We start from the raw sequence: 20,337 nt of genomic DNA on the forward strand, positions 1-20,337 counted from the left end.
GCCAAGTGAGCAGTTTCCATACGGCTAGTGACGCAGTGAAAAGTGTTACGCCTGTACCTTCGCCTCAGTCCCAAACCGGGTGTGCAATTCTGTACAGACGCGGGGCGGCACGCGCAGGTACTCCACTACATCAGCAGTTTTCTCGGACGACTTGCCGTTTTTATCCAGCTCAATCGTCACGTTTTCGAGGGAGAGGTAGCAGCATTCGGGGTCGGAGGGGGCGCGGTAAAAGTGCAGGCGACCAAACGGTGCCAGCGTCGTGGCTTCCTCCGACTGGTAGGGTTGCAGATGGTTCCAGTCGGCGGCTTCCAGGGCAGCTTTGGTAGCGGCCGTATCAAGGAAATGGATGGACCGCTGGGGGAGAGTAGTTTTCTCGGCCCATTCGTCGGCCAGTTCTGAGAAAGGCACGCCGGCCTCCGTGTGGGGCAGCATCCAGGCCAGCCCGACAATCACCAGGAACTCGGCCAGCCAGATCAGGTAGAGAAACACGCCACTAACGGTAACGCTGAAAATACTCCAGGTACCATCTTCGGCCAAGTTGGGCAGCACGCTGAATACAGCAGCCGGATTGAGCAGGGAGCCCAGAAACACGTCTTCCTGAAAAGTGGTATGGGTAAAGGAAGCCCGGCTGCCCATGCTTTCCGTTTCGCCAGCGCCAGCCAGCAGGGCGATGTACACGCACCACTGCACGTACCAGGCCCATACGCCAATGGCCACACTCAGCCAGCCTACGAGCTTAGGGTTACGCAGCTTGCCCACCCGCACCATTTTCTTCAACGCCCACCCCAGGCCAAAGCCGAAGCCCAGCGTAACGGCGAAATTGATGTAGATGAACGGGATATACCACACGGCATACACGTACAGCAAGGCCAGCGGCACCGCAACTACTGCGCCGGCTCCCAGCAGGCCTAAAATTCCGCTTACCGTGAAACGCCCGGATGGCTGATAGTACAGGTTTGTCATCGAAGATTCAGAAAAAGGATACAACTGCCCAAACCTAGGCGTTTAGCCCGTGCTACGCAATCAATTAGCAACTATTCTATTCAGGAAAAAGGCCCGTAGCGCAGCACCTGCCACGCATGCCAGCCCAGGGCTGCGGCCAGCAGTCCGATACCGACCCAGCGGCCGGGTAATCGTAGCAGTACTCCTGCCACGAGCAGCAGCAGCAACGGCACCAGCATGAAGGTGAGGCGGTCTTTATAGTATCCCAGCGCCACCAGAAACCCGGTTTGCAGTAGTAGCAGCGCGCCTATGCATCGGCTTGAGAACCGAGTCCGTTCCGGCCGCCGGGGCCACAGCAACAGCCCGGCTGCTACCGCCACAAACGGCCCAATGGCGGGCAGCGTAGCCAGAAACCGAAGCAGATTACGACCCGCCAGCTGCAGAAAATCGGGCAGGGGTTGCTGCCAGACGGCGTGCAGCCACACCAGCTGCCCGTAGGCTTCGGCCTCGTGGTTGTAGTAGGTTACGCCGCGTAGCTTGAGAAGAGCAATCCAACCCAGGGTAGGCAGCAGAAACAACCCAACCAGTAGCATCAGCCGCAACAGCAACCCGACCGTTGTCTGCTTCTCCCGTTGCAGCCAGGCACCGTACAGCAGCACCGGCAGCCCCAGCACGAAGCTCCCGTACACCAGTGCCAGCAAGCCACCCAGCGCGGCCAAGCCCGGCAGCTGCGCCCGCCACCGCCCCGATTCGCGCAGCTGTAACGCCACGTAGAGCAGCAGCAGCGGCACCAGGAAGGTGAACATCTGCTGATGTACCGTCCAGAAAAAAGCTTTGGTAATCTGATTCGACACCAGGAAAATCAACAGGACCGCCAGCACCAAGCGGCTCCCCTGCCCGGCCGTGAGGCGGTAGTATAGGTGTCGGAACAGCAGCAGCGCCGCCAGCAGCACCGCGTAGTTCAGCAGCACGTACCCGATGTAGAATCCCAGCAACGGCTGGTATTTAGCGGGTAGCTTCTGCACCACTTGGGCCGGCAATAACCCGCTGCTTTGCAGCCCCTGCACCGCCCAGGTAACCGGGTAGCCCACCGCCGTACCCAGCAGAATAAACAACGGCCGCGACTGGCGCACGGCCCGCGGCTCCAGCAAACGGGCCGGCTGGCGGGCATTATCCATGTATACAAACCCGTCGCAGTTGGCCGTGAAGCCGGCGTGCGGGCCAAGGTGCAGGTAGGTGCCGCAGTACTCGTCCTCGGTGAGAGGGGCGGGCGAAAACCAGAACGAGCCCGTAGCCACCAGAATAAGCAGCGTATAGGCCGCTATCCGGCGCAGCCAGCTTGGCCAGTTTCCGCCCGCAGCCTTAGTTGCCACTGCTACCGGCGGCGCGGCCGGTGGGCGGCACGTTGCGCAGATTGGTTTCGAACAGCTTCAGGATGCGGCGGTACTCGTCGGTCCAGGAGCTGGGCTCCACGAAGCCGTGGTCTTCCACCGGGTACACGGCCAACTCCCAGTTCTCCTTTTTCAGCTCAATAAGCCGCTGCGAAAGGCGCACGATGTCCTGGAAATGCACGTTGGTATCCACCATGCCGTGGCACATGAGCAGCGCGCCCTTCAGGCCGCTGGCATAGTTGATGGGCGAGGAACGGGCGTAGGCCATGCTGTCGTTGTAAGGCTCGTTGAGGATGTTGTCGGTGTAGCCGTGGTTGTAGTGCGCCCAGTCCGTTACGGAGCGCAGCGCAGCTCCGGCTTTGAAGGTTTCCGGCTGCGTGAACATGGCCATCAGGGTGATGAATCCGCCGTAGCTGCCCCCGTAAATGCCAATGCGCTGGGGGCTCACGTCGTATTTTTCGGTGAGCAGCTTGGCCCCGTCTACCTGATCCTGAAGGTCCTTGCCGCCCATATAGCGGTAGATGCCGGTGCGCACGTCGCGACCGTAGCCGCTGGAGCCGCGGTAGTCGATATCAAGCACCGTGTAGCCCTTATCGGCCAGCAGGTTATGAAACATGTACTCGCGGAAGTAGGTGCTCCACCACTTGTGTGCATTCTGCAAGTAGCCGGCGCCGTGCACGAATATCACGGCCGGCCCCTGAGGCTGCCCGATGGCCGGGCGGTAGAGGCGGGCGTATACGTCGGCCCCATCCTGAGCCTTGTAGCTGATGACCTCGGGAGCGCGCCAGGGGTAGCTTTCGAACTCCGGGGTGGTGCTGTGGGTGAGGCGGCGCATCTTGGCCCCGGGCTTGTTTTCCATCACGTACAGCTCCCAGGGCTGGTTGCTGGTGCTGTAGCGCACAGCCAGGGTCTTTTCATCGGGAGAGACACTGACCTCGTAGCCGCCGGGCTGGGTGGTAATCTGGGTGAGCGGGCCGCCCTCGGCGGGCATGCGGTAGAAGTGTTGCTCGCCGGGGTGGGTTTTGTTGGCCGTGAGGTACCAGGTTTTCCGGTCCCGACTCAGCTGCGCTTTCTGCACCTCAAACTTGCCGCTGGTCAGGGCCTTCTTCTGGCCCGATGATACATCCACGGTGTACAGGTGGGAGTAGCCGCTTTCCTCGCTCTGGAACCAGATGCGGCGCGAATCGGGCAGCCAGCCCACGTTGCCCTCGTCGTAGCCGATGCCGGGGCCATTGATCCAGGCGTCGTCGTGCTGGCGGTCCAGGAGCTTGATTTGCTGGGTGGCGGGGTCGAGGGCCACAATCCACCGGTCCTTGTTGTCGGCGCTGCGGATGACGAGGAAGGCCTGCTGGCCGTTATCGGACCAGAACGGTCCGTAGGGCACCACGCGGCGCAGCTCGGTGGCTGGCTTCTCCTTTCTGGCGGCTTTGCTGGTATCGGCCGGCACGGGGGCCTTGGCCTGCAGCTGGTATTCCTTGCGGTAGGCGGGCTGCTCATCGAGGCCCTTCAGGTCTTTGTAGCCCAGTACGAAGGTGGTGTCACGACCCACGTCATAGAGGCCCAACTGGTAGGCCGTTTGGGCGGCGCCTACCTTAGTGCGGGTGTTGATGTCCTCGGTGAAACCGGAGGCCGTCACGAAGTTGGGCACGAGGGCCGTTTTCTCGCTGGCGGGCTCCTGGGTGAGCGTGTAGGTCACGTAGCGGCCATCGGGCGAGAGGCGCAGGTTGCGCACGGTTTGCTGGCCCAGGTAAATGGCCTTGGGCCGCAGCCGGGCTAACGCTTTCTGCTGGCGCTGGCGGGCCTTGGCGTCCTGCTCCTTGCCGCGCAGCACCTCAAACAAGGCCAGCTGCTGGGCTTTCAGGTACTTTTCGCCTTTGTCGGTGGGTTCAGCCGAAGCCGGACGCGGGCCACGGCGGAAATCGGTGCGCTGCACGGTTTCGCCGGTGGCGGGGTCCCAGGTGAACAGGTTGCCGCCGCGCGAGTAACTCAGGGCGCGTTCCTGCAGGGCAAAACCGGGGTCAGTTTCCCGCTCGGCGGTATTCGTGACGCGGCGCACGCGCTGGGTTTTGAGGTCGAGCAGGTAGATGTCGCCGTCCTTCTCGTACACTTTGCGGGTGTAGCGCTGGTCGTACTCGCCGCTGGTGGCGGGCAGTGTCTGCTGCTCCCGCAGGCTTACTTTGCGCGGGGTGCCGCCCTGGGGCGCGAGGCGGTACAGCGAGTCGCGGCGGGCTTTTTCGGGGTTCCAGTTGAAGTAGATGGTCTTGCCGTCCTCGGCCCACTGCACGTTGCCGGGCGAGCTGCCCAGCCACTGGGCCGGGTCGCGCATGATTTTCTCAACGGTAAGCGGGCCGAGCTGCTGGGCCGGAGCGGAAAAAGCCAGCAGGAACGCGCCTACGGGCAACAATAGGTGTACGGGTTTGAGCATAGCGGCAGGGTGGTTGCAGTCCTGCAACTTACAACGCGGCGCGTAATGCATTGTGCTACCGCAAAAATGTTGCCTTAACGTCCTCTCACTAACACTCCCGTAAGCCTCTGCATACGTGCTGCTAGTGCAGCGGGCACAACACCCGACGATAGAAAAGCAGATACAAGCCTACACTATACCCCGCCAGACCGAGCGCCCACACGGAAGGAGTGTTTGCCGTCAGCCCGCAAACCAACAATACTTCACCGCTGAAGGCGGCCATCAATAACAGCACCCGTGCTTCTCCATGTTTTCTGATAGCACACTTAAAAACAGGATATAACAGCACCATTTCCAGGGCTGGTATCAGCAGGAACATTACCAAAGATGCAAACAGGTTTCTGGGCACCAGTAAGGCCTCCCAATCCATACGGCGGCCCCGGAAAAGGAAGGCGTAGATGCCTGTCCATTTCACCAGCGTGTATCCGAAGAACTTGTAGTACTGCTTTGCTTCGGCCTGCGTCATATAATTACTGGTTTAGCTCTCACACGCCCCCATTATCCCACGCCTTCAGCTCGGCCTGGAGGTTGCGGCGGGCGGGGGCGTCGAGCCGGTCACGGAAGGCGGCGGTGTGGTAGAGTAGCGGGGTGTTGAGCAGCTTTTCGAGCACCTGGCGGCGGCCCCGGCGGTAGAGGAAATCCGGAATCAGGCGGTACTCCTGGCGCACCTGCCGGGCGTACTGCCAGTAATCCGACTCGGTAGCACCCAGAATCTGCAGGTCGGCGTCGAGGAAGAAGTGTAGGTCTGCGTCTTCGGGCTGGGGCTGGGTGTGGTCCTGGGTGCGCTCGATGAGGAAGGCCACGCGCTGCTGCCGCGCCGCCGAGAGGCTGGTGTGCTGCAAAAACTCCAGGGCCTGGGCCGCGCTGCGGGTTTCGTTATCGGAGCGGCGGGGGCTATACACCACATCGTGAAACCAGATGGCCAGCTCCACCACCTCGCGGTCCTGCACCAGCGCGCCGTGGCGGTCCACCGCGTCCAGCAGCGCCCGGATGTGGGGCAGCGCGTGATAGTGGCGGTCGGAGCCGCCGTAGGCCGCTTCCAGCTGCTTGTAGGTGGCCGACTGCAACGCTTTATCGGAAACTAAAGGCGTAGTGAGGCGCTGCCAGCGGGCAGCTAAGGTAGTAGTCGTAACCATCGGGCGGAAAACAGATCAGGCAATTACACTCAACTAATTGACGGCGGGACAGCCGGCGCAAGCAGCTGGGCAGACTTAATTTGGTAAGGCCGCAAACCGGCAAAAGGTTGCAGCCACGGCCGGTATTTGTGGCCGGATAACGGCTTAGTTGGCCGTAGGCGCGCCGTAAGGGTTGGGGCGGCGCACCTCCAGGTACCGCTCGGGTGCGGCCAGCTCCTGAAAACCGAACTGCCGGTACAGGCCGTGGGCATCCAAAGTGGCCAGCAACTGACGGCGCAACCCTTGTAGTTCCGGATGGTCCCAGACTTCCTGCATCAGCTGTTTGCTCAGGCCCCGGCTCCGAAACTCGGGCAGCACAAATACGTCGCAGAGCCAGGCAAAGGTAGCCTTATCCGTCACGACGCGGGCAAAGCCGGCCTGGCGGCCATCGGGGGCGTAAAGGCCGAAGTTGAGGGAGTTTGCAATGGCCCGCTGCACGGTTTCGAGCGGGATGTTAAGGGCCCAGTAGGAGTCGTGGGCCAGGTAGCGGTGGATCAGCGCAATATCGAGGCGGGTGGGGTCAGTGCTGACAGTGAACATGGGCGGGAAGGCGGGTGGCGACGACCAAGAACGAAAAGCCGCCGCAAACCCGCATGGTTTCTAATCCAAAATCGGCGGGGCTACGTTAACTTTAGACACTTCCACTTCACCAACCGCCTGACTATGAAACACCTTCACTCCTTGCTGGCCGGCGCTTTTTTTCTGGCGGCCCCCGTTCTTGTGCAAGCTCAGACCGCGCCGGTCCTCACCACGTTTCCGGTAGGCAGCACCACCGTCACGGTTTCGGCCTTGACTACCGGCCTGCAAGTGCCGTGGGAACTGGTATGGGGACCCGATAACTTCATTTGGATGACCGAGCGCGGCGGCCGGATCAGTCGTGTGAACCCGGCCGGCGGGCAGGTAACGCCACTCGTCACGCTTACCGATGTAGTCACGTCCTCGGAAGGCGGTCTGCTGGGTATGGCGCTGCATCCCGATCTGCTCACGACTTCGCCCTACGTGTACGTGGTGTACAACTACAACAACGCCGCCGGCCAATACCGGGTGAAGCTCGTGCGCCTCACCTATGCCAACGGCGCACTCGGCAGCCCGCTGGTGCTGCTGGGCGATATTGACGCGGTGAGCACCCACAGCGGTTCCCGCCTCACCATTCTGCCCGACCGCACGCTGCTCATGACCACCGGCGACGCCCAGAACCGCCCTGCCGCCCAGGACCGCGCCTCACTTAACGGCAAAATCCTGCGCCTGAACCTCGACGGTACCATTCCGGCCGACAACCCAGTGGCGGGCAGCGCGGTGTATAGCTTTGGGCACCGCAACCCGCAGGGCCTGGTGCGCGCCGGCAACGGCCGTATTTACAGCTCGGAGCACGGCGAAAACGCGGAGGACGAAGTGAACATCATCGAACCGAACCGCAACTACGGCTGGCCCACCGTGGAGGGCCTCTGCAATCTGGCGGCCGAACAGGCATTCTGCGCGCCCAACAACGTGCGGGAACCGATTTTCACCTGGGCTCCCACCGTGGGCGTAGCCGGCCTCACCTACTACGACCACCCCGCCATTCCGGGCTGGCGCAACAGCCTGTTGGCGGCCGTTCTGCGCGGCAACCGAATCACCCAGATTCCGCTGGACGCGGCCGGTGCCACGGCCGGCGCCGAAGCCACGGTGCTGACTACTTTCGGGCGGCTGCGCTCCATCTGCGTGTCGCCGCAGGGCAAAGTATATGTGGGCACTAGTAACCGCGACGGCCGCGCTACTCCCGGCACCAACGACGACCAGATTCTGGTGCTCGAAAACCGGCTGTTCACTAGCACCGCCCGGAGCCAGGCCGGCCAGTTGAGCGTGTGGCCTAACCCGGCCCGCACCTCCCTCACCCTCCAACTGACCACCGCCGTCAGCCAAAACACGCCCGCCGAGGTGCACGATGCTCTGGGCCGGATAGTGCGCACGGCCCGCTTCAGCGCCGGCCAGCGCACGGTACAAGTGCCACTGGAAGGCCTGAAACCCGGCCTGTACTCCATCCGCAGCCAGAACAGCGTGCAGCGGTTTGTGGTGGAGTAGGGTTGATTAAGGTTTGGGTGTAGGAGTGTTTAGGGGTAGGAGTTGAAAAAAGAAGGACATCATTCCGAGCCTGCGAGGAATCTCGCGTGCTGACGTTGCCCAAGTGAGTGTCGCGCTTTATCCGGCGTCCGCTTATTGAAGCATCTCTCCCGCTTCAATTTGATTACCACCTCAACGTCAGCACACGAGATTCCTCGCAGGCTCGGAATGACGTTCTATCGTATTCCCTTACGCCCTCTTACCCCCATACCCTCCTACCCTACCAACTGGTGCCGCTCGTTTTTTACCACGTTGACCAGCGTCCAGGGGATTTCCTGGCTGAAGGCGTGTTGGCGCACGGGGCAATCGGGCATGTGGCAGTGGGAGCAGGCGGAAAAGTTGCAGGGGTCGGCGTGCACGAACATTTCCACTTGCACGTCGAACTCCTGATCCACCAGCTGCTCGATGCGGTGGACCTGGTCGTGGGTTTGCTCCAGGCTGAAATAATAGGGCATGGTCACGTGGCAGTCGATGTGCATATTGGCCCCGTAGCGCACCACGCGCAGGTTATGCACGTCAATCCAGGCCGGTTCGCGGTGCTCCTGTAGCTCGGCCACCACGTGTTGCACGGTGGCCGTGTCGGCCTCATCCATCAGCCCCGAAACCGAGCGGCGCACCATACGGTAGCCGTTCACCACGATGAACACGCCCAGCCCCAGCGCCGCCAAGGAGTCGTAGAGCACATTGCCGGTGAACACCACCAGCAGCAAGGCCACACACGAAACCAGCGTACTCACGGCATCCAGGTACAGGTGCTGCCCATCGCCAATGAGCGTGGGCGAATGATGCTCCCGGCCGGCACGAATCAATGCGAAGCCGGTAGCCAGGTTCACCAGAGCCGTAATGAACAGCAGCGCCATACCCCAGTCGGGCCGCGCAATGGCGTGCGGGTGCAGCAACGATTGTAGCGCCGAGTAGAAGATGTACACGCCCGCCATCAGAATCAACCCGCCCTCAAACCCCACCGACAGGTACTCGATTTTGCCGTGCCCGTAGGGGTGGTTTTCGTCCTTGGGCAGGCTAGCCAGGTAGATGCTGTAGAGCGCAAACGCGCTGGCCACCACGTTAATAATAGACTCCAACGCATCCGTCAGCACGGCCTGGGAGCGGGTCAGCAGCCAAGCGTAGAACTTGATGCCGATGAGCAGCACGCTTACCACCAGGGAAAGCAGGGCGAAACGGGTCTTGAGGGGAAGCGAGAACATGGGCAGCTAACGGCGAAAGGGGGCGCAAAATTCCGGGTAAAAATCGGGCTTTTGGGGGTGTACGTAACTTTTCCGAGCAAAAGCAGTAAGCAGACTGTCTTAAATTTAAATTTAGACAAGCCTAAAAATTTCGTTTCTTTGTGACTATCAATACGTCAGCTCCCAGGCCAACACCTTCACCGGATCATATGCCCACAGTGTTACCACCACCCACACCCGAAACTGCGCCGCCGGAAACCGGCTGGCGGCAAGCCCGCACGGCCCCGTCGTTGCAGGAAGTGTACGCTTCGGTGCGGGTGCCGGCCCACGACGCCTCGTTCTGGCGCAAGCTGCTGGCCTTTTGGGGGCCGGGCCTGATGGTGGCCGTGGGCTACATGGACCCCGGCAACTGGGCCACCGACCTGGAGGGCGGCTCCCGCTTCGGCTACACGCTGCTCTCGGTGATTCTAATTTCTAACCTGTTTGCCATGCTGCTGCAGCACCTGGCCGCCAAGCTGGGCATCGTGACGGGCCGCGACTTGGCCCAGGCCTGCCGCGACCATTACAGCAAGCCCGTGGCGCGGGTGCTGTGGGTGCTTTGCGAAGTAGCCATTGCCGCCTGTGACCTGGCCGAAGTCATCGGCTCGGCCATTGCGCTCAACCTGCTGTTCGGGCTGCCGCTGACCTGGGGCGTGGTGTTGACCATTCTGGATGTGCTGGTGGTACTCATGTTCCAGAACAAGGGCTTCCGGGTGCTGGAAAGCATTGTGGCGGGCCTGATTGTGGTAATTTTCGGCTGTTTCCTGTACGAAATCATTGTGTCGCAGCCCGATTGGTTTGGCATTCTGGGCGGGCTGGTGCCGCAGCCGGAAGTGGTGACCACGCCGCGCATGCTCTACATTGCCATCGGCATTCTGGGCGCCACCGTGATGCCCCACAACCTGTACCTGCACTCCAGCATCGTGCAAACCCGCGCCTTCGACCAGGATGAGCCCGGTAAGCGCATGGCCATCAAGTTTGCCACCATCGATAGCACGATGGCCCTGTTTCTGGCCTTCTTCGTGAATGCGGCCATTCTGATTACCGCCGCCGCCGCCTTCCACAAAAACGGCCTCCAGGACGTGGCCGACATCCACGACGCGCACAAGCTGCTGGCCCCGGTGCTGGGTGCGGGCGCGGCCTCAGTGGTGTTTGCGGTGGCCCTGCTGGCTTCGGGCCAGAACTCGACCCTCACCGGCACCCTGGCCGGCCAGATTGTGATGGAAGGCTTCCTGAACCTACGGCTGAAACCCTGGCTGCGCCGCCTCATCACGCGCGGTATTGCGGTGGTGCCGGCCTTCATCGTGGCGCTATTGTACGGCGAGAAAGGCACCGGCGAGCTGCTGGTGTTCAGCCAGGTGGTGCTGTCGTTGCAACTCAGCTTTGCGGTGGTGCCGCTGGTGGTATTCACCGGCAGCAAGGCCAAAATGGGCATTTTCGTGAACAAACCCTGGCTGCAAGCGGTGGCCTGGGCAGTGTCCGGCATCATCATCGTGCTGAACCTGTACCTCCTCTACCAGACGTTCTTTGGCTAAGCAACACTGCGTTTATAAAACAACTGTCGTTCCGACGAAGGAGGAATCTGGATTAAGAGGCACAACGACTTGTCCCAGATTCCTCCTTCGTCAGAATGACAAAAGGCGCGGATATACCGCGCTTTTTTCCGGTCTGCAGATTTAGACATATCTAAATAAATTCAACTGACCTTTCTAAAATGAAAGCACTTCTTCTGTTCTTCTTTCTCCTGCTGACGCTATCCGGCCAAGCCCAAACCACCGGAGCAGTTCAGGGCACGGTGCAGGCGGGCGGGCAGCCGGTGCCGTTTGCCAGCGTGGGTCTGAGAGGCAGCGGCCAGGGTGTAACGGCCGATGAAGCGGGCCGCTTTGCGCTATCAAACCTGCCAGCCGGGCCGTACCGGCTGGTGGTAAGTGCCGTTGGGTTTCAGCCCCTGGAACGCCCGCTGACCGTTGTGGCAGGCCAGACGACTACCGTGAATCTGCGGCTGAGCGCGGTGCCGGCGGCTTTAGCCGAGGTGGTGGTGACGGGCGTGAGCCGGGCTACGGAGCTACGGAAAAGTCCGGTGCCGGTGGCGGTGCTGAGCAAGCGGGAAGTGAACCTGAACAGCAACGGCAACCTCATCGACGCGGCCGTGAAGGGCGTGCCGGGCCTGAGTGCCGTGACCACCGGCCCCAACATCAGCAAGCCGTTTATCCGGGGGCTGGGCTACAACCGGGTGCTCACGCTCTACAATGGCCTGCGCCAGGAAGGCCAGCAGTGGGGCGACGAGCACGGTATCGAAATCGACCAGTACGACATTGACCGGATTGAGGTGGTAAAAGGCCCGGCCAGTCTGATTTACGGTTCCGATGCCGTGGCCGGCGTTATCAATATGCTGCCGAGGCTGCCCAATGGGTCGGCCGGGCGGCTGCACGGCGAGGCCCTTTCGGAGTACCAGACCAACAATAACCTCATCGGCACCTCATTGGGTCTGCACTACAACCAGCGCGGCTGGCAGTACGCGGCGCGGGGCTCTTACCGGCTGGCGCAGGCCTACCGCAACGCCCTGGAAGGCCGGGTGTACGGCACCGCGTTCCGGGAGTTGAACCTGACCGGGCTGGCGGGCGTGGAGAAAACCTGGGGCAGCACCCACCTCACGGCCACGCTCTACGACAACTTCCAGGAAATTCCGGACGGCAGCCGCGACTCCCTGAGCCGGCGCTTTACCCGGCAGGTGTTCGAGAGCGAGCAGGACGACATCAAGAACCGGCCGCTGGTCCCAACAGTAGACCTGAGCACCTACCGCATTAACCCGCTGCACCAGCGCATCCAGCACTACCGCCTGCTGAGCCGCACCCGGCTGCGGCTGGGAACAGGAGAATTGCACGCACTGCTGGGGGCGCAGCAGAACGTACGCCGCGAGTATAACCACCCCACCGCGCCCAACCAGGCCGGCCTGGCCGTGGCCCTGAACACCTACAACTACGACCTGCGCTACGCCGCCCCCGCCTGGCACGGCCTGGAAGCCACCGTCGGGCTGAACGGCATGCACCAGCGCAACCAGAACCAGAACGCCACCGATTTTCCCATTCCCGACTACCAGCTGACCGACGTGGGCGGCTTCGGCTACCTCAAAAAAACCTTCGGCCTGCTCGACCTCTCCGGGGGCCTGCGCTACGATACCCGTTTGCTGCGCTGGGCCGATTTTTACGTGGGCCCGAACCCCGCCACCGGCTTCGACGGGCAGCTGTCGGCCGCTGCCGCTGGTGGGCGGGCCCCGCAGTTTGCGGCGTTCCGCACGCGGTATGGGGGGCTTTCGGCGAGTCTGGGGGCCACGTACAGCTTCTCCGAGCGGCTGGTGTTGCGGGCCAACGTGGCGCGGGGCTACCGGGCGCCCAACATCACGGAAGTCGGCTCCAACGGCCTCGACCCCGGCGCGCACATCGTGTACCTGGGCAACCGCAGCTTCGGGCCGGAGTTCAGCCTGCAGCAGGATATCGGCCTGAGCGCCTACTTGCCCGATGCCGAGCTGAGCGCCAGCGTGTTCAACAACCACATCAACAACTACATCTACCAGGCCCGCCTCACCGATGCGGCCGGGCAGCCGGTGGTCATCGTGCCGGGCAACGCCACCTACCAGTACCAGCAGGGCCGGGCGCAGCTGTACGGGGGCGAGCTGACGATAAACCTACACCCACAGGCCGCGCCGGCCTGGGCGCTCAGCAACAGTCTGGCCTACGTGACGGGCCTGAACCGCGCCGCCGACCAGGTGGAAACCCACGGCGCGGCGGCCCGCTACCTGCCCCTGATTCCGCCGCTGCGTACCCGCACCGAGCTGCGCCTGACCCAGCAGCAGCCCCGGGGCCGGTTCACTAACGCGTACCTTCGGGCGGTGCTGGACTACAACGCGCCGCAAAATCGTTTTTACGCTCTCGATGACACCGAAACCCGCACCGCCGGCTACGCGCTGCTGGGCCTGGGAGCCGGTACGGGCCTGCTGGGCGGCGCCGATAAGCGCGAAGTACTCCAGCTTTTTCTGCAGCTCGATAACGCCTTCAACACGGTGTACCAGTCGCACCTCAACCGCCTGAAATACTTCGAGTATTACGCGGCCACGCCCAACGGGCGGCGGGGCATCTACAACCAGGGCCGCAACTTCAGCCTGAAAGTGGTGGTGCCGTTCTAGCCGTTTTTGGAGAGGCCGCGTACAAGCCGCACGCTTCCGCTTTTCTCCCCTCCCGTGCTATGATGCTACCTTTCCTCCTCGCCGCCGCCACCCTGACAGCCTTCCCCGACACGCTCAAACGGCCGGAGCAGCCGTACTCGCTGCTGCACCGCGCCCCTAACCGCCTGCTGCGCCCCCTCAGCGCCGACCGGCCCGGCGTGACGGAAAGCCCCATCACCGTGGACCCCGGCCACTGGCAACTGGAAACTGACCTGGCCCGGCTCATCAACAGCAAAAGTGGCTCGCTGCCGCGCACCCGGGCGTTGCGGCTGAACGCCTTTGCCTTTAAAACTGGCCTCACCGACCGCACCGACGTGCAGGTGTTCGTGGACCCGTTTGTGGTGGAAAAGCAGTGGGCTACCCAAGATGAGCCTGCCGCCCGCAGCCGGGGTTTCGGGGATATTACGTTGCGGGTGAAGCACAATTTTCTCGGCAACGACTCGTGCAGCGCGGGCCGATGGGCGGCGGGCGTTATCGGGTACACGCGCCTGCCGGTGGGCGGCCAGCAGGGCGCGGGCGGTTTCGAGTACGGCGTGCTGCTGCCCGTTACGTTCAGCTTCAGCCCGGATGCCCACCTGAGCGCCCAGTGGGAAACCTCCCTGAGCTACGACCGTGACGCCGGGCGGCACTTCCTTGATCTGGCCCCGTCCCTCACCTTCGACTACGGCTTCACGCCCTGGCTGGCCGCCTTCATTGAAGGTACCAGCCGCCACGACGTGCGCACCAGCAGTTGGCAGTCGGCCCTGAATCTGGGGCCGGTTTTTCACGTGAGCCGCAACGTACAGCTCGATTTCGGCCGCCACCTAGCCCTGAGCCGCAACGCCGACCGGGAGTACTTTGCCGGTTTGGTGCTGCGGCGGTAGTGGCTCCGGTCCGGCGGCTGGAAGCCGTCGGGCCGGTTGTCGTTCGGGCCTCACGCACGATGACGCAACAACATCAGCTTACTTTAACCGGCCCGACGGCTTCCAGCCGCCGGACCGGGACGCCCTACACCAACCCTTTCAGCCGCTCAAACCGACTACCCAGGATAGCCGTGTCGTCGGCTTCGAGCCAATCGTGCAGTACGGTGGCGTAGAGGCTGCGGAAGTCGAGCTGGTGGCGCAGGTCGCCGTCGAGGAGGTTCTGCAGGTCGGGGGCGGCGTTGAGGATTCCTTTCTGCTTGAGGCCGCCTCCCAGCAGCAACACGTTGTTGGCCGTACCGTGGTCGGTGCCGTTGCTGGCGTTCTGGGTCACGCGGCGGCCAAACTCCGAAAACACCATCACCAGCGTATCATCGAAGTTGCCGGCTTTCTGCAGGTCCTCGGCAAACGAGCCCAAGCCCTCCGATAAGTCGCCCAACAGCTTACCCTGCTGCTCCTGCTGCCGCACGTGGGTGTCGAAACCGGTGAGCGACACGTAAAACACGCGGGAGCCCACGCCGGAATTGATCAGCTCAGCGGTGGTTTTGAGGTTGCGGCCGAACTCGGTATTCGGGTACGCCACCGCCGACTTGTACACCTTGCTGGTCTGGTACAGGTAATCCGAGGACGAGGCGGTTTCGGCCAGCGTCTTATACAGGTAATCCAGCTCCGACAAGGCGCCCAGGGGCTTTTCGCCGCTCACCTGGGCAATAAAACGGTTCTGGGTTATCTGGTGAAACTTCTCCGGGTTCTTCAGGGCCAGGCCTTTGCGCAGGTCGCCCTTCATGGCCAGACTCAGCGTATCGTCCACCTCCAGGCCGTTGTAGGGCACCTGGCAACTGGGGCAGTCGGAGTCGAGGTAACGGCCGAGCCAGCCGGTGCTCAGGTACTGATCCGAAGCCGAGCCGCTCTGCCAGATGTCCATCGAGCGGAAGTGCGAGCGGTCCGGGTTCGGGTAGCCCACGGAGTTGAGCACGGCCAGCTGGCCCTGGTCGTAGAGGCCCTTGAGGCGCGTCATGGCCGGGTTGAAGCCCAGGCCCTGGTCGAGGGTCAGGATGCCACTCTGGGGCCGGATGCCGAGCGTGGGGCGGGCCTTGTAGTACAGGTCGTTTTCGTAGGGAATAACGGTATTGAGGCCGTCGTTGCCGCCGCCCAGCTGCACCACCACCAGCCGGCGGCCCCGCGCATCGCGCAGGTCGCGCAGGCCCTGGCTATCCAGCGCGTGCAGAAACTTGGGCACAAACAGCAGGCTGCTGGCCAATACGGAAGATTTCAGGAAGTCGCGGCGGGAAGACATAGGTAGAGCTTAGAAAGTAGAGCTCAGAACTTAGAAAGCAAGGCCCAGATTTTGGCAAGAAGCTGTCCAAACCCATCTAGGTTCTAAGCTCTAACTTCTGGGTCCTGACTTCTAAGTCCTGATTCAATTACATCAACTGGTACTCCGGCAGGCTGAGCAGGCTGGTGACCATGGTGCGAAGGCGGCCTTCGGCGGGGGCTTTGTCGGCGGCTTGCTGGATGAGAGCCAGGTTATCGGGGCGGAGCGGGGCCTGCAGCAGGAACTGACCGAGTTGGGCGGCCTGCTGGGCGGGCGGCGTTTTGGCCAGCAGGGCCTGTACCGGGGCCAGGCGCACGGTGGTTTTCACCTGCTGCTGGAAGGTGCGGTCGGCCTTGCTGAGGTTGGGGGCAATGTCGTTTTCGTCCTGCTTGAGGGCCACGTTGAACTCGGCGTTTTTGAGCAGCACCGAGGGCAATTGCAGCCGGTACAGCAGGCTGGAAGAGTCAATCCAGTTGCGGCCGCCGGGCCAGCCGGCCACGTTTGGCGGCTCGAACAGCGTCTGGCCCAGCGCCTTCTGAAACACGATGAGCGGCTTATCATCCACCAGCTGCAAACCCAACGTGCGCTTGATGCCCGCCAGCAGCTCCACCGGCGACTTGATGCGGGTGCCCACGTTGGCCGGCGCGTAAAACCACTCGGCCGAAAACAACTCCTCCAGCAGCGTGCTGATGTTGCAGCCGCTCTTGAAAAACGACTGCGCCAGCGGCTTGATGTGCGCCGGGTTGGGCACGTCGTTCACGAAGAAGCGGTAGAGCTTGGTGGTGATGAACTCAGCGCAAGCAGGCTGCTCCAGAATGATATTAAGTACGTCCTCACCCACGAAGTTGCCGGTGCGGCCCAGAAAGGTTTTGGGGCCGTCGTCGTGCTGGTTCTGGCGGAACACGAAGGCCCCCTGGTTGTCGTAGCCCCAACCGGTAAAGGCGCGGGCGGCCTCTTTTACGTCGGTTTCCGAGTAGTGGCCGCGGCCCAGCGTAAACAGCTCCATCACCTCGCGGGCAAAGTTCTCGTTGGGGCGCTGCTTGCGGTTTTGTTGGTTGTTGAGGAACTGGAGCATGGCCGGCTCCTTGCTCACGGCCAGCAGCAAATCCCCAAACTTGCCCAGGGCCAGCTGCCGGATGGTATTGTTCAGGTGCAAAGCCGCATCGGGGCGGCGCACGCGGCAGGCGAAGTGCCCGTGCCAGAACAGCGTCAGCTTCTCGCGCAGTTGCGCCGGCGAAGTAGCCATCCGTTGCAGCCAGCCGGTATTCATGGCATAAAATGCGTCGCGGATGCTCTGATTCTGCATTTTACGCTCCTGGGGCGTCATTTCCTTACGGCGCAGCAGGGGCGGCTGGGTCCGGCCGTTGGGCAGCGCGGAACGCGCCGGCACGGCGGCCACCGGGGCGGGCGTGCCGCCGGCGGCCATCGTCTGGTCGGGGGTTGTAACCATGCTATTCTGGGGCGTGCCATTGCCCGGCGTTACGGGCCGAAACTGGGCCAGCGGCTCGGTGTAGCGCATTTGCGGGCTATCCAGCAGCTCCACCCGGGCCGAAGCCTGGAGTAGCTGCCGCAGCGCCTTGCGGGGCGGGAGGCCGGCCGCCACGTCCTCGGGCCGCGGCCCGAAACCCGCCCGCCAGTACAAGTGCTGCAGTTGCTGTTGCGTCGTCATCATGCAGCTTGGACGCCAGAACGACGGGTGGGTTTAACCAAAGCTGATACGCACTTGTCATTGCGAGCAGAGCGAAGCACTCCTTCCTTTTCAGGGAGCATACCGCCGGTCTACTCCAAAGCCCCTGATTACACGATAAACGAAAAGGACCTTTTGCTTCTCAGAACTTAGAGCAAGGAAAGGATTGCTTCGCTCGCAATGACAGCTTCTTATTGCCTTGCCCCTACTACCACCGTCTTACGGTACTCCTGTTTCTGGCCGCCGCTGGGGCGGAACAGCTCGATGTGCAGAATGTAGTAGCCCACGCTGGCTTTCTGGCCCCGGTCGGTGAGGCCGTCCCACTGCCAGGTGCCTTGGGTGGGCAGGGTTTCGTTGCGCACCAGGCGGCGGGCGAGGCGACCCTGGGCGTCGTAAATGGTGACGGAGCCGGCGTAGCCCGGGGCATCGAGGCGGTAAGCCAAGCTGGTGAAATCCTGCTGGCCGTCGTCGTCGGGGGTGAAGATTTCCGGCTCCAGGGTGAGGATGCCGGTGCCGGCCACATCGGGCTGCTGCTGGGAGTTGGGACGGCCGGGCGTGGCGTAGCCCACGCTGCCCGCCGCCGAGTGGAAGTTACCGGCCTCGCTCGGCCCGGCGGCCCGAATCCGCTCCAACGACACGCCCTCCACGTTATCCAGCAGCTTCAGGTGCTGCTCATCGGAATAGGCAAAACGGTCCAGAATGCGGCCCTGACTGTCGAACAGCACTACGGTTCCGGCATCATCGGGGAAGGTGGGCAGGGCCGGGAGTGGCAGCAGATGGGCGGCGTCAGAACTGGTGGGATACTGCTGCTGCACAATGTCGGGGCGGGTGGTGAGGGCCAGCAGGCCACCGGGCAGCAGCAGCACCGGGCCGCTGCTTACGGGCTCGGCATCCACCGAATTATCAGGTTTCTGGTTACCCAGCTGCCAGCCCTGCACATCCAGAAACTTACCGGAGCGGTTCACAATTTCCACGAAATCCACGCCCCCAGTGCGCGGGTTGAACAGGATTTCGTTGATAACCACGTCGCCGGCCACCACCGGTACGGGCAGCGCCAGCGGAGCCGAGGTGGCCGGGCCGCTGGCATTGCCCACGCAGTCAAGGGCACGCTGCACGGTGGCAGTCAGGGGCTGATTGGCGGTTAGTGGGGCGGCCAGCGTGAGGTCCACGAGCCGGAAATCGGGGCCGAGGGGCGCGGCCCTCAGCACGGTAGCAGCGGGCGTGAGCGTGTACAGGACTACGGTGGCCGCAGCCGCGCTATCCAGCTTTTCACCAAAATAGAGCCGCACGGTGGTGGGGTTCAAGGCAAGGGCGCGGAGTAGCACCGGGGCCGTGCGGTCGGGGTTAGTAGCGCGCACCGAGTTGGCACGGCCGGGCGTGCCGCCGCTGGCATCTTCGCTGGCGCGCCAGTTGTCGGCCCCGGCGCAGGGGTTGGTGGTATCCCGTATTTCCAGCGTCCAGCCACCGTCTTTCTTGCGGTTGTCACGGTACCAGGTATCGGCATAACTGACCTCAAACAGCGTGCGGCCATCCCGGCCGCGCAGTACCAGCTGGTCGGCGGCATTGCTGAGGCTGGGAAAATTGGTCAGGCCGAATACTTTGCCGAAAGCCGCAAACTGCGCCGTGCGGGTACTGCCGCACACCACCGCGTACTCGCCCGGCAGCAGCACCGCCCCCACCGGAAACACCGCTGGATTGCCGGTATTGCCTGGTTTCAGCAGGCGCACGCCGCCCAGGTCCACCACCGTCGTAGCCGATGGATTGTGAATCTCCACGAACTCCGAAGCCGGCAGCCCCACCACCGGCGTTTCGTCGGCCATAATTTCGGTAATGAGTAACTGATTCAGCCCCGGCGGCACCGCAAAGCCGTTGTTCTGGAAAGTAACCGTGAGCGGCCCGGCGGCCACGTTCCCAAACGCATCGGCCACGTTGCGGGCCTCCACGGTGAGGCTGCCCAGCGGCAAATCGGCGGCCAGCGTCAGATGCACCACAGTTGGGTCCTGCGCATCCCGCACGGCGGCCGTAACGGCCGGGCTGCCGGTACTCAGCCGATAGCTGGCGGCCGACTGCGCGGTGGCCACGGCCTCGTTGAAGGAAAGATCGAGCTGGCGCGGGGCCGGGGCGGCGGCCTGCACCAGCAGCGGCGCGGTGGCGTCCGTTACCCGGAAATCATCGAAGTAAAACGCCCGGTTGTTGGTGGAGGAATACGTGCAGTACACCCCGAAATAGGCGCTGCGCTGGTGCGTGGCATCGGTAGCCGTGCCCTCCCGCACGTAGATGGTACCGCCCGCCAGGTCGCGCTCCAGCGTCCAGACGTTGGCAGGGCTGCGCGTCACGCGCACCCGCACCAGGTTGTTGTTCGTGGAGCTAAGAGTGGCATCCTGACCATTCACCACGTACACCGGGCTGCCGGTGGCATCCTTGCGGAACAGGGCCACCTCATCGGGAGTGCCACCGAGGCGCACGAAGTAGCCTTTGGTGCCACTGGCTTTCAGGTCGGGCTGGTCGGCCATGAGCCACACATCGGCGAAGTTGCCAGAACTGGTGGCCAGTTTCAGGTTGGCCCAGAATTCCCAGGTGGTACCGGTGGTAGCGGCGCAGGACGTCACCAGCTGCAGCTCGGTGCCGGTGGTGGCGGGGCCGTTGGTTTGCAGCTGCAATGCCGCGTTTACCTGGAATGAGGCCACGTCGCCGGTCCAGGCGGGATTCTGGGTGAAGTTGCCGTCGGCAAAGGTATCCGTAAGCTGGGCAGTAGCCGTGTGCGCAGACAATAGCGCCAGGAAGGGTAGCAGTAGTTTTTTCACGTTGAATAGCGGTTATCGGAGCCGCCGGAAGCAGTATTTGCTTAGGCTGCGCCGTTTATTACTGCGGGAAATATACCCAGAAATCAATGCCCGCGCCACCGTACATTTACGCCTT

Annotated in this window: 14 protein-coding genes; 4 read left to right on the forward strand and 10 right to left on the reverse strand. The window is 62.7% G+C overall.

Annotated elements, in window-relative coordinates; genetic code table 11:
- Positions 1-45: 45 nt before the first annotated feature.
- The 6 genes from EI293_RS02960 to EI293_RS02985 form a co-directional block, all read right to left on the reverse strand.
- Positions 46-963, reverse strand: a complete 918-nt coding sequence (locus EI293_RS02960) for a hypothetical protein (RefSeq protein ID WP_125435523.1) — start codon at positions 961-963, stop codon at positions 46-48.
- Positions 964-1,043: 80 nt separating this feature from the next.
- On the reverse strand, positions 1,044-2,315 hold the full coding sequence (locus tag EI293_RS02965; RefSeq protein ID WP_125435525.1) for a hypothetical protein: 1,272 nt from the start codon (positions 2,313-2,315) through the stop codon (positions 1,044-1,046).
- Positions 2,305-4,758 carry a S9 family peptidase gene (locus EI293_RS02970; RefSeq protein WP_125435527.1) on the reverse strand — a complete coding sequence of 818 codons (2,454 nt, stop codon included), beginning with the start codon at positions 4,756-4,758 and terminating at the stop codon, positions 2,305-2,307. The genes EI293_RS02965 and EI293_RS02970 overlap by 11 nt, the downstream gene beginning before the upstream one ends.
- A 121-nt stretch (positions 4,759-4,879) precedes the next feature.
- Positions 4,880-5,263: a hypothetical protein gene (locus EI293_RS02975; RefSeq protein ID WP_125435529.1), complete on the reverse strand. Its 384-nt coding sequence runs from the start codon at positions 5,261-5,263 to the stop codon at positions 4,880-4,882.
- Positions 5,264-5,282: 19 nt separating this feature from the next.
- A complete protein-coding gene (locus EI293_RS02980) occupies positions 5,283-5,933 on the reverse strand; it encodes an HD domain-containing protein (protein WP_125435531.1) in 651 nt (216 codons plus the stop codon).
- 144 nt (positions 5,934-6,077) lie between these two features.
- Positions 6,078-6,512 carry a GNAT family N-acetyltransferase gene (locus EI293_RS02985; protein ID WP_125435533.1) on the reverse strand — a complete coding sequence of 145 codons (435 nt, stop codon included), beginning with the start codon at positions 6,510-6,512 and terminating at the stop codon, positions 6,078-6,080.
- Between the two features lie 123 nt (positions 6,513-6,635).
- On the opposite strand from EI293_RS02985, the gene EI293_RS02990 reads away from it, so the two are divergent.
- Positions 6,636-8,033: a PQQ-dependent sugar dehydrogenase gene (locus EI293_RS02990; protein WP_125435535.1), complete on the forward strand. Its 1,398-nt coding sequence runs from the start codon at positions 6,636-6,638 to the stop codon at positions 8,031-8,033.
- Between the two features lie 254 nt (positions 8,034-8,287).
- On the opposite strand, the gene EI293_RS02995 is transcribed toward EI293_RS02990, so the two are convergent.
- Positions 8,288-9,277, reverse strand: a complete 990-nt coding sequence (locus EI293_RS02995) for a cation diffusion facilitator family transporter (protein ID WP_125435537.1) — start codon at positions 9,275-9,277, stop codon at positions 8,288-8,290.
- A 188-nt stretch (positions 9,278-9,465) separates the two neighbouring features.
- Here EI293_RS02995 and EI293_RS03000 point away from each other — a divergent pair, with 188 nt between their 5' ends.
- From EI293_RS03000 to EI293_RS03010, 3 genes are all read left to right on the forward strand, one after another.
- Positions 9,466-10,830 (forward strand): Nramp family divalent metal transporter, encoded by a 1,365-nt coding sequence (locus tag EI293_RS03000; RefSeq protein ID WP_125435539.1) that lies wholly within the window; start codon positions 9,466-9,468, stop codon positions 10,828-10,830.
- Between the two features lie 179 nt (positions 10,831-11,009).
- Positions 11,010-13,478, forward strand: a complete 2,469-nt coding sequence (locus tag EI293_RS03005) for a TonB-dependent receptor (protein ID WP_125435541.1) — start codon at positions 11,010-11,012, stop codon at positions 13,476-13,478.
- A 59-nt stretch (positions 13,479-13,537) separates the two neighbouring features.
- Positions 13,538-14,380 (forward strand): transporter, encoded by an 843-nt coding sequence (locus EI293_RS03010; RefSeq protein ID WP_125435543.1) that lies wholly within the window; start codon positions 13,538-13,540, stop codon positions 14,378-14,380.
- Between the two features lie 124 nt (positions 14,381-14,504).
- Here EI293_RS03010 and EI293_RS03015 read toward each other — a convergent pair whose 3' ends face one another.
- The 3 genes from EI293_RS03015 to EI293_RS03025 all read right to left on the reverse strand — a co-directional run bounded on the left by EI293_RS03015 (position 14,505) and on the right by EI293_RS03025 (position 20,222).
- Positions 14,505-15,713 carry a DUF1501 domain-containing protein gene (locus EI293_RS03015; RefSeq protein WP_125435545.1) on the reverse strand — a complete coding sequence of 403 codons (1,209 nt, stop codon included), beginning with the start codon at positions 15,711-15,713 and terminating at the stop codon, positions 14,505-14,507.
- Between the two features lie 127 nt (positions 15,714-15,840).
- On the reverse strand, positions 15,841-17,403 hold the full coding sequence (locus EI293_RS03020; protein ID WP_246010514.1) for a DUF1800 domain-containing protein: 1,563 nt from the start codon (positions 17,401-17,403) through the stop codon (positions 15,841-15,843).
- Positions 17,404-17,609: 206 nt separating this feature from the next.
- A complete protein-coding gene (locus EI293_RS03025; protein WP_125435547.1) occupies positions 17,610-20,222 on the reverse strand; it encodes a lamin tail domain-containing protein in 2,613 nt (870 codons plus the stop codon).
- Positions 20,223-20,337 lie beyond the last annotated feature (115 nt).

The sequence above is a fragment of the Hymenobacter perfusus genome (assembly GCF_003944765.1).
GTDB lineage: Bacteria > Bacteroidota > Bacteroidia > Cytophagales > Hymenobacteraceae > Hymenobacter > Hymenobacter perfusus.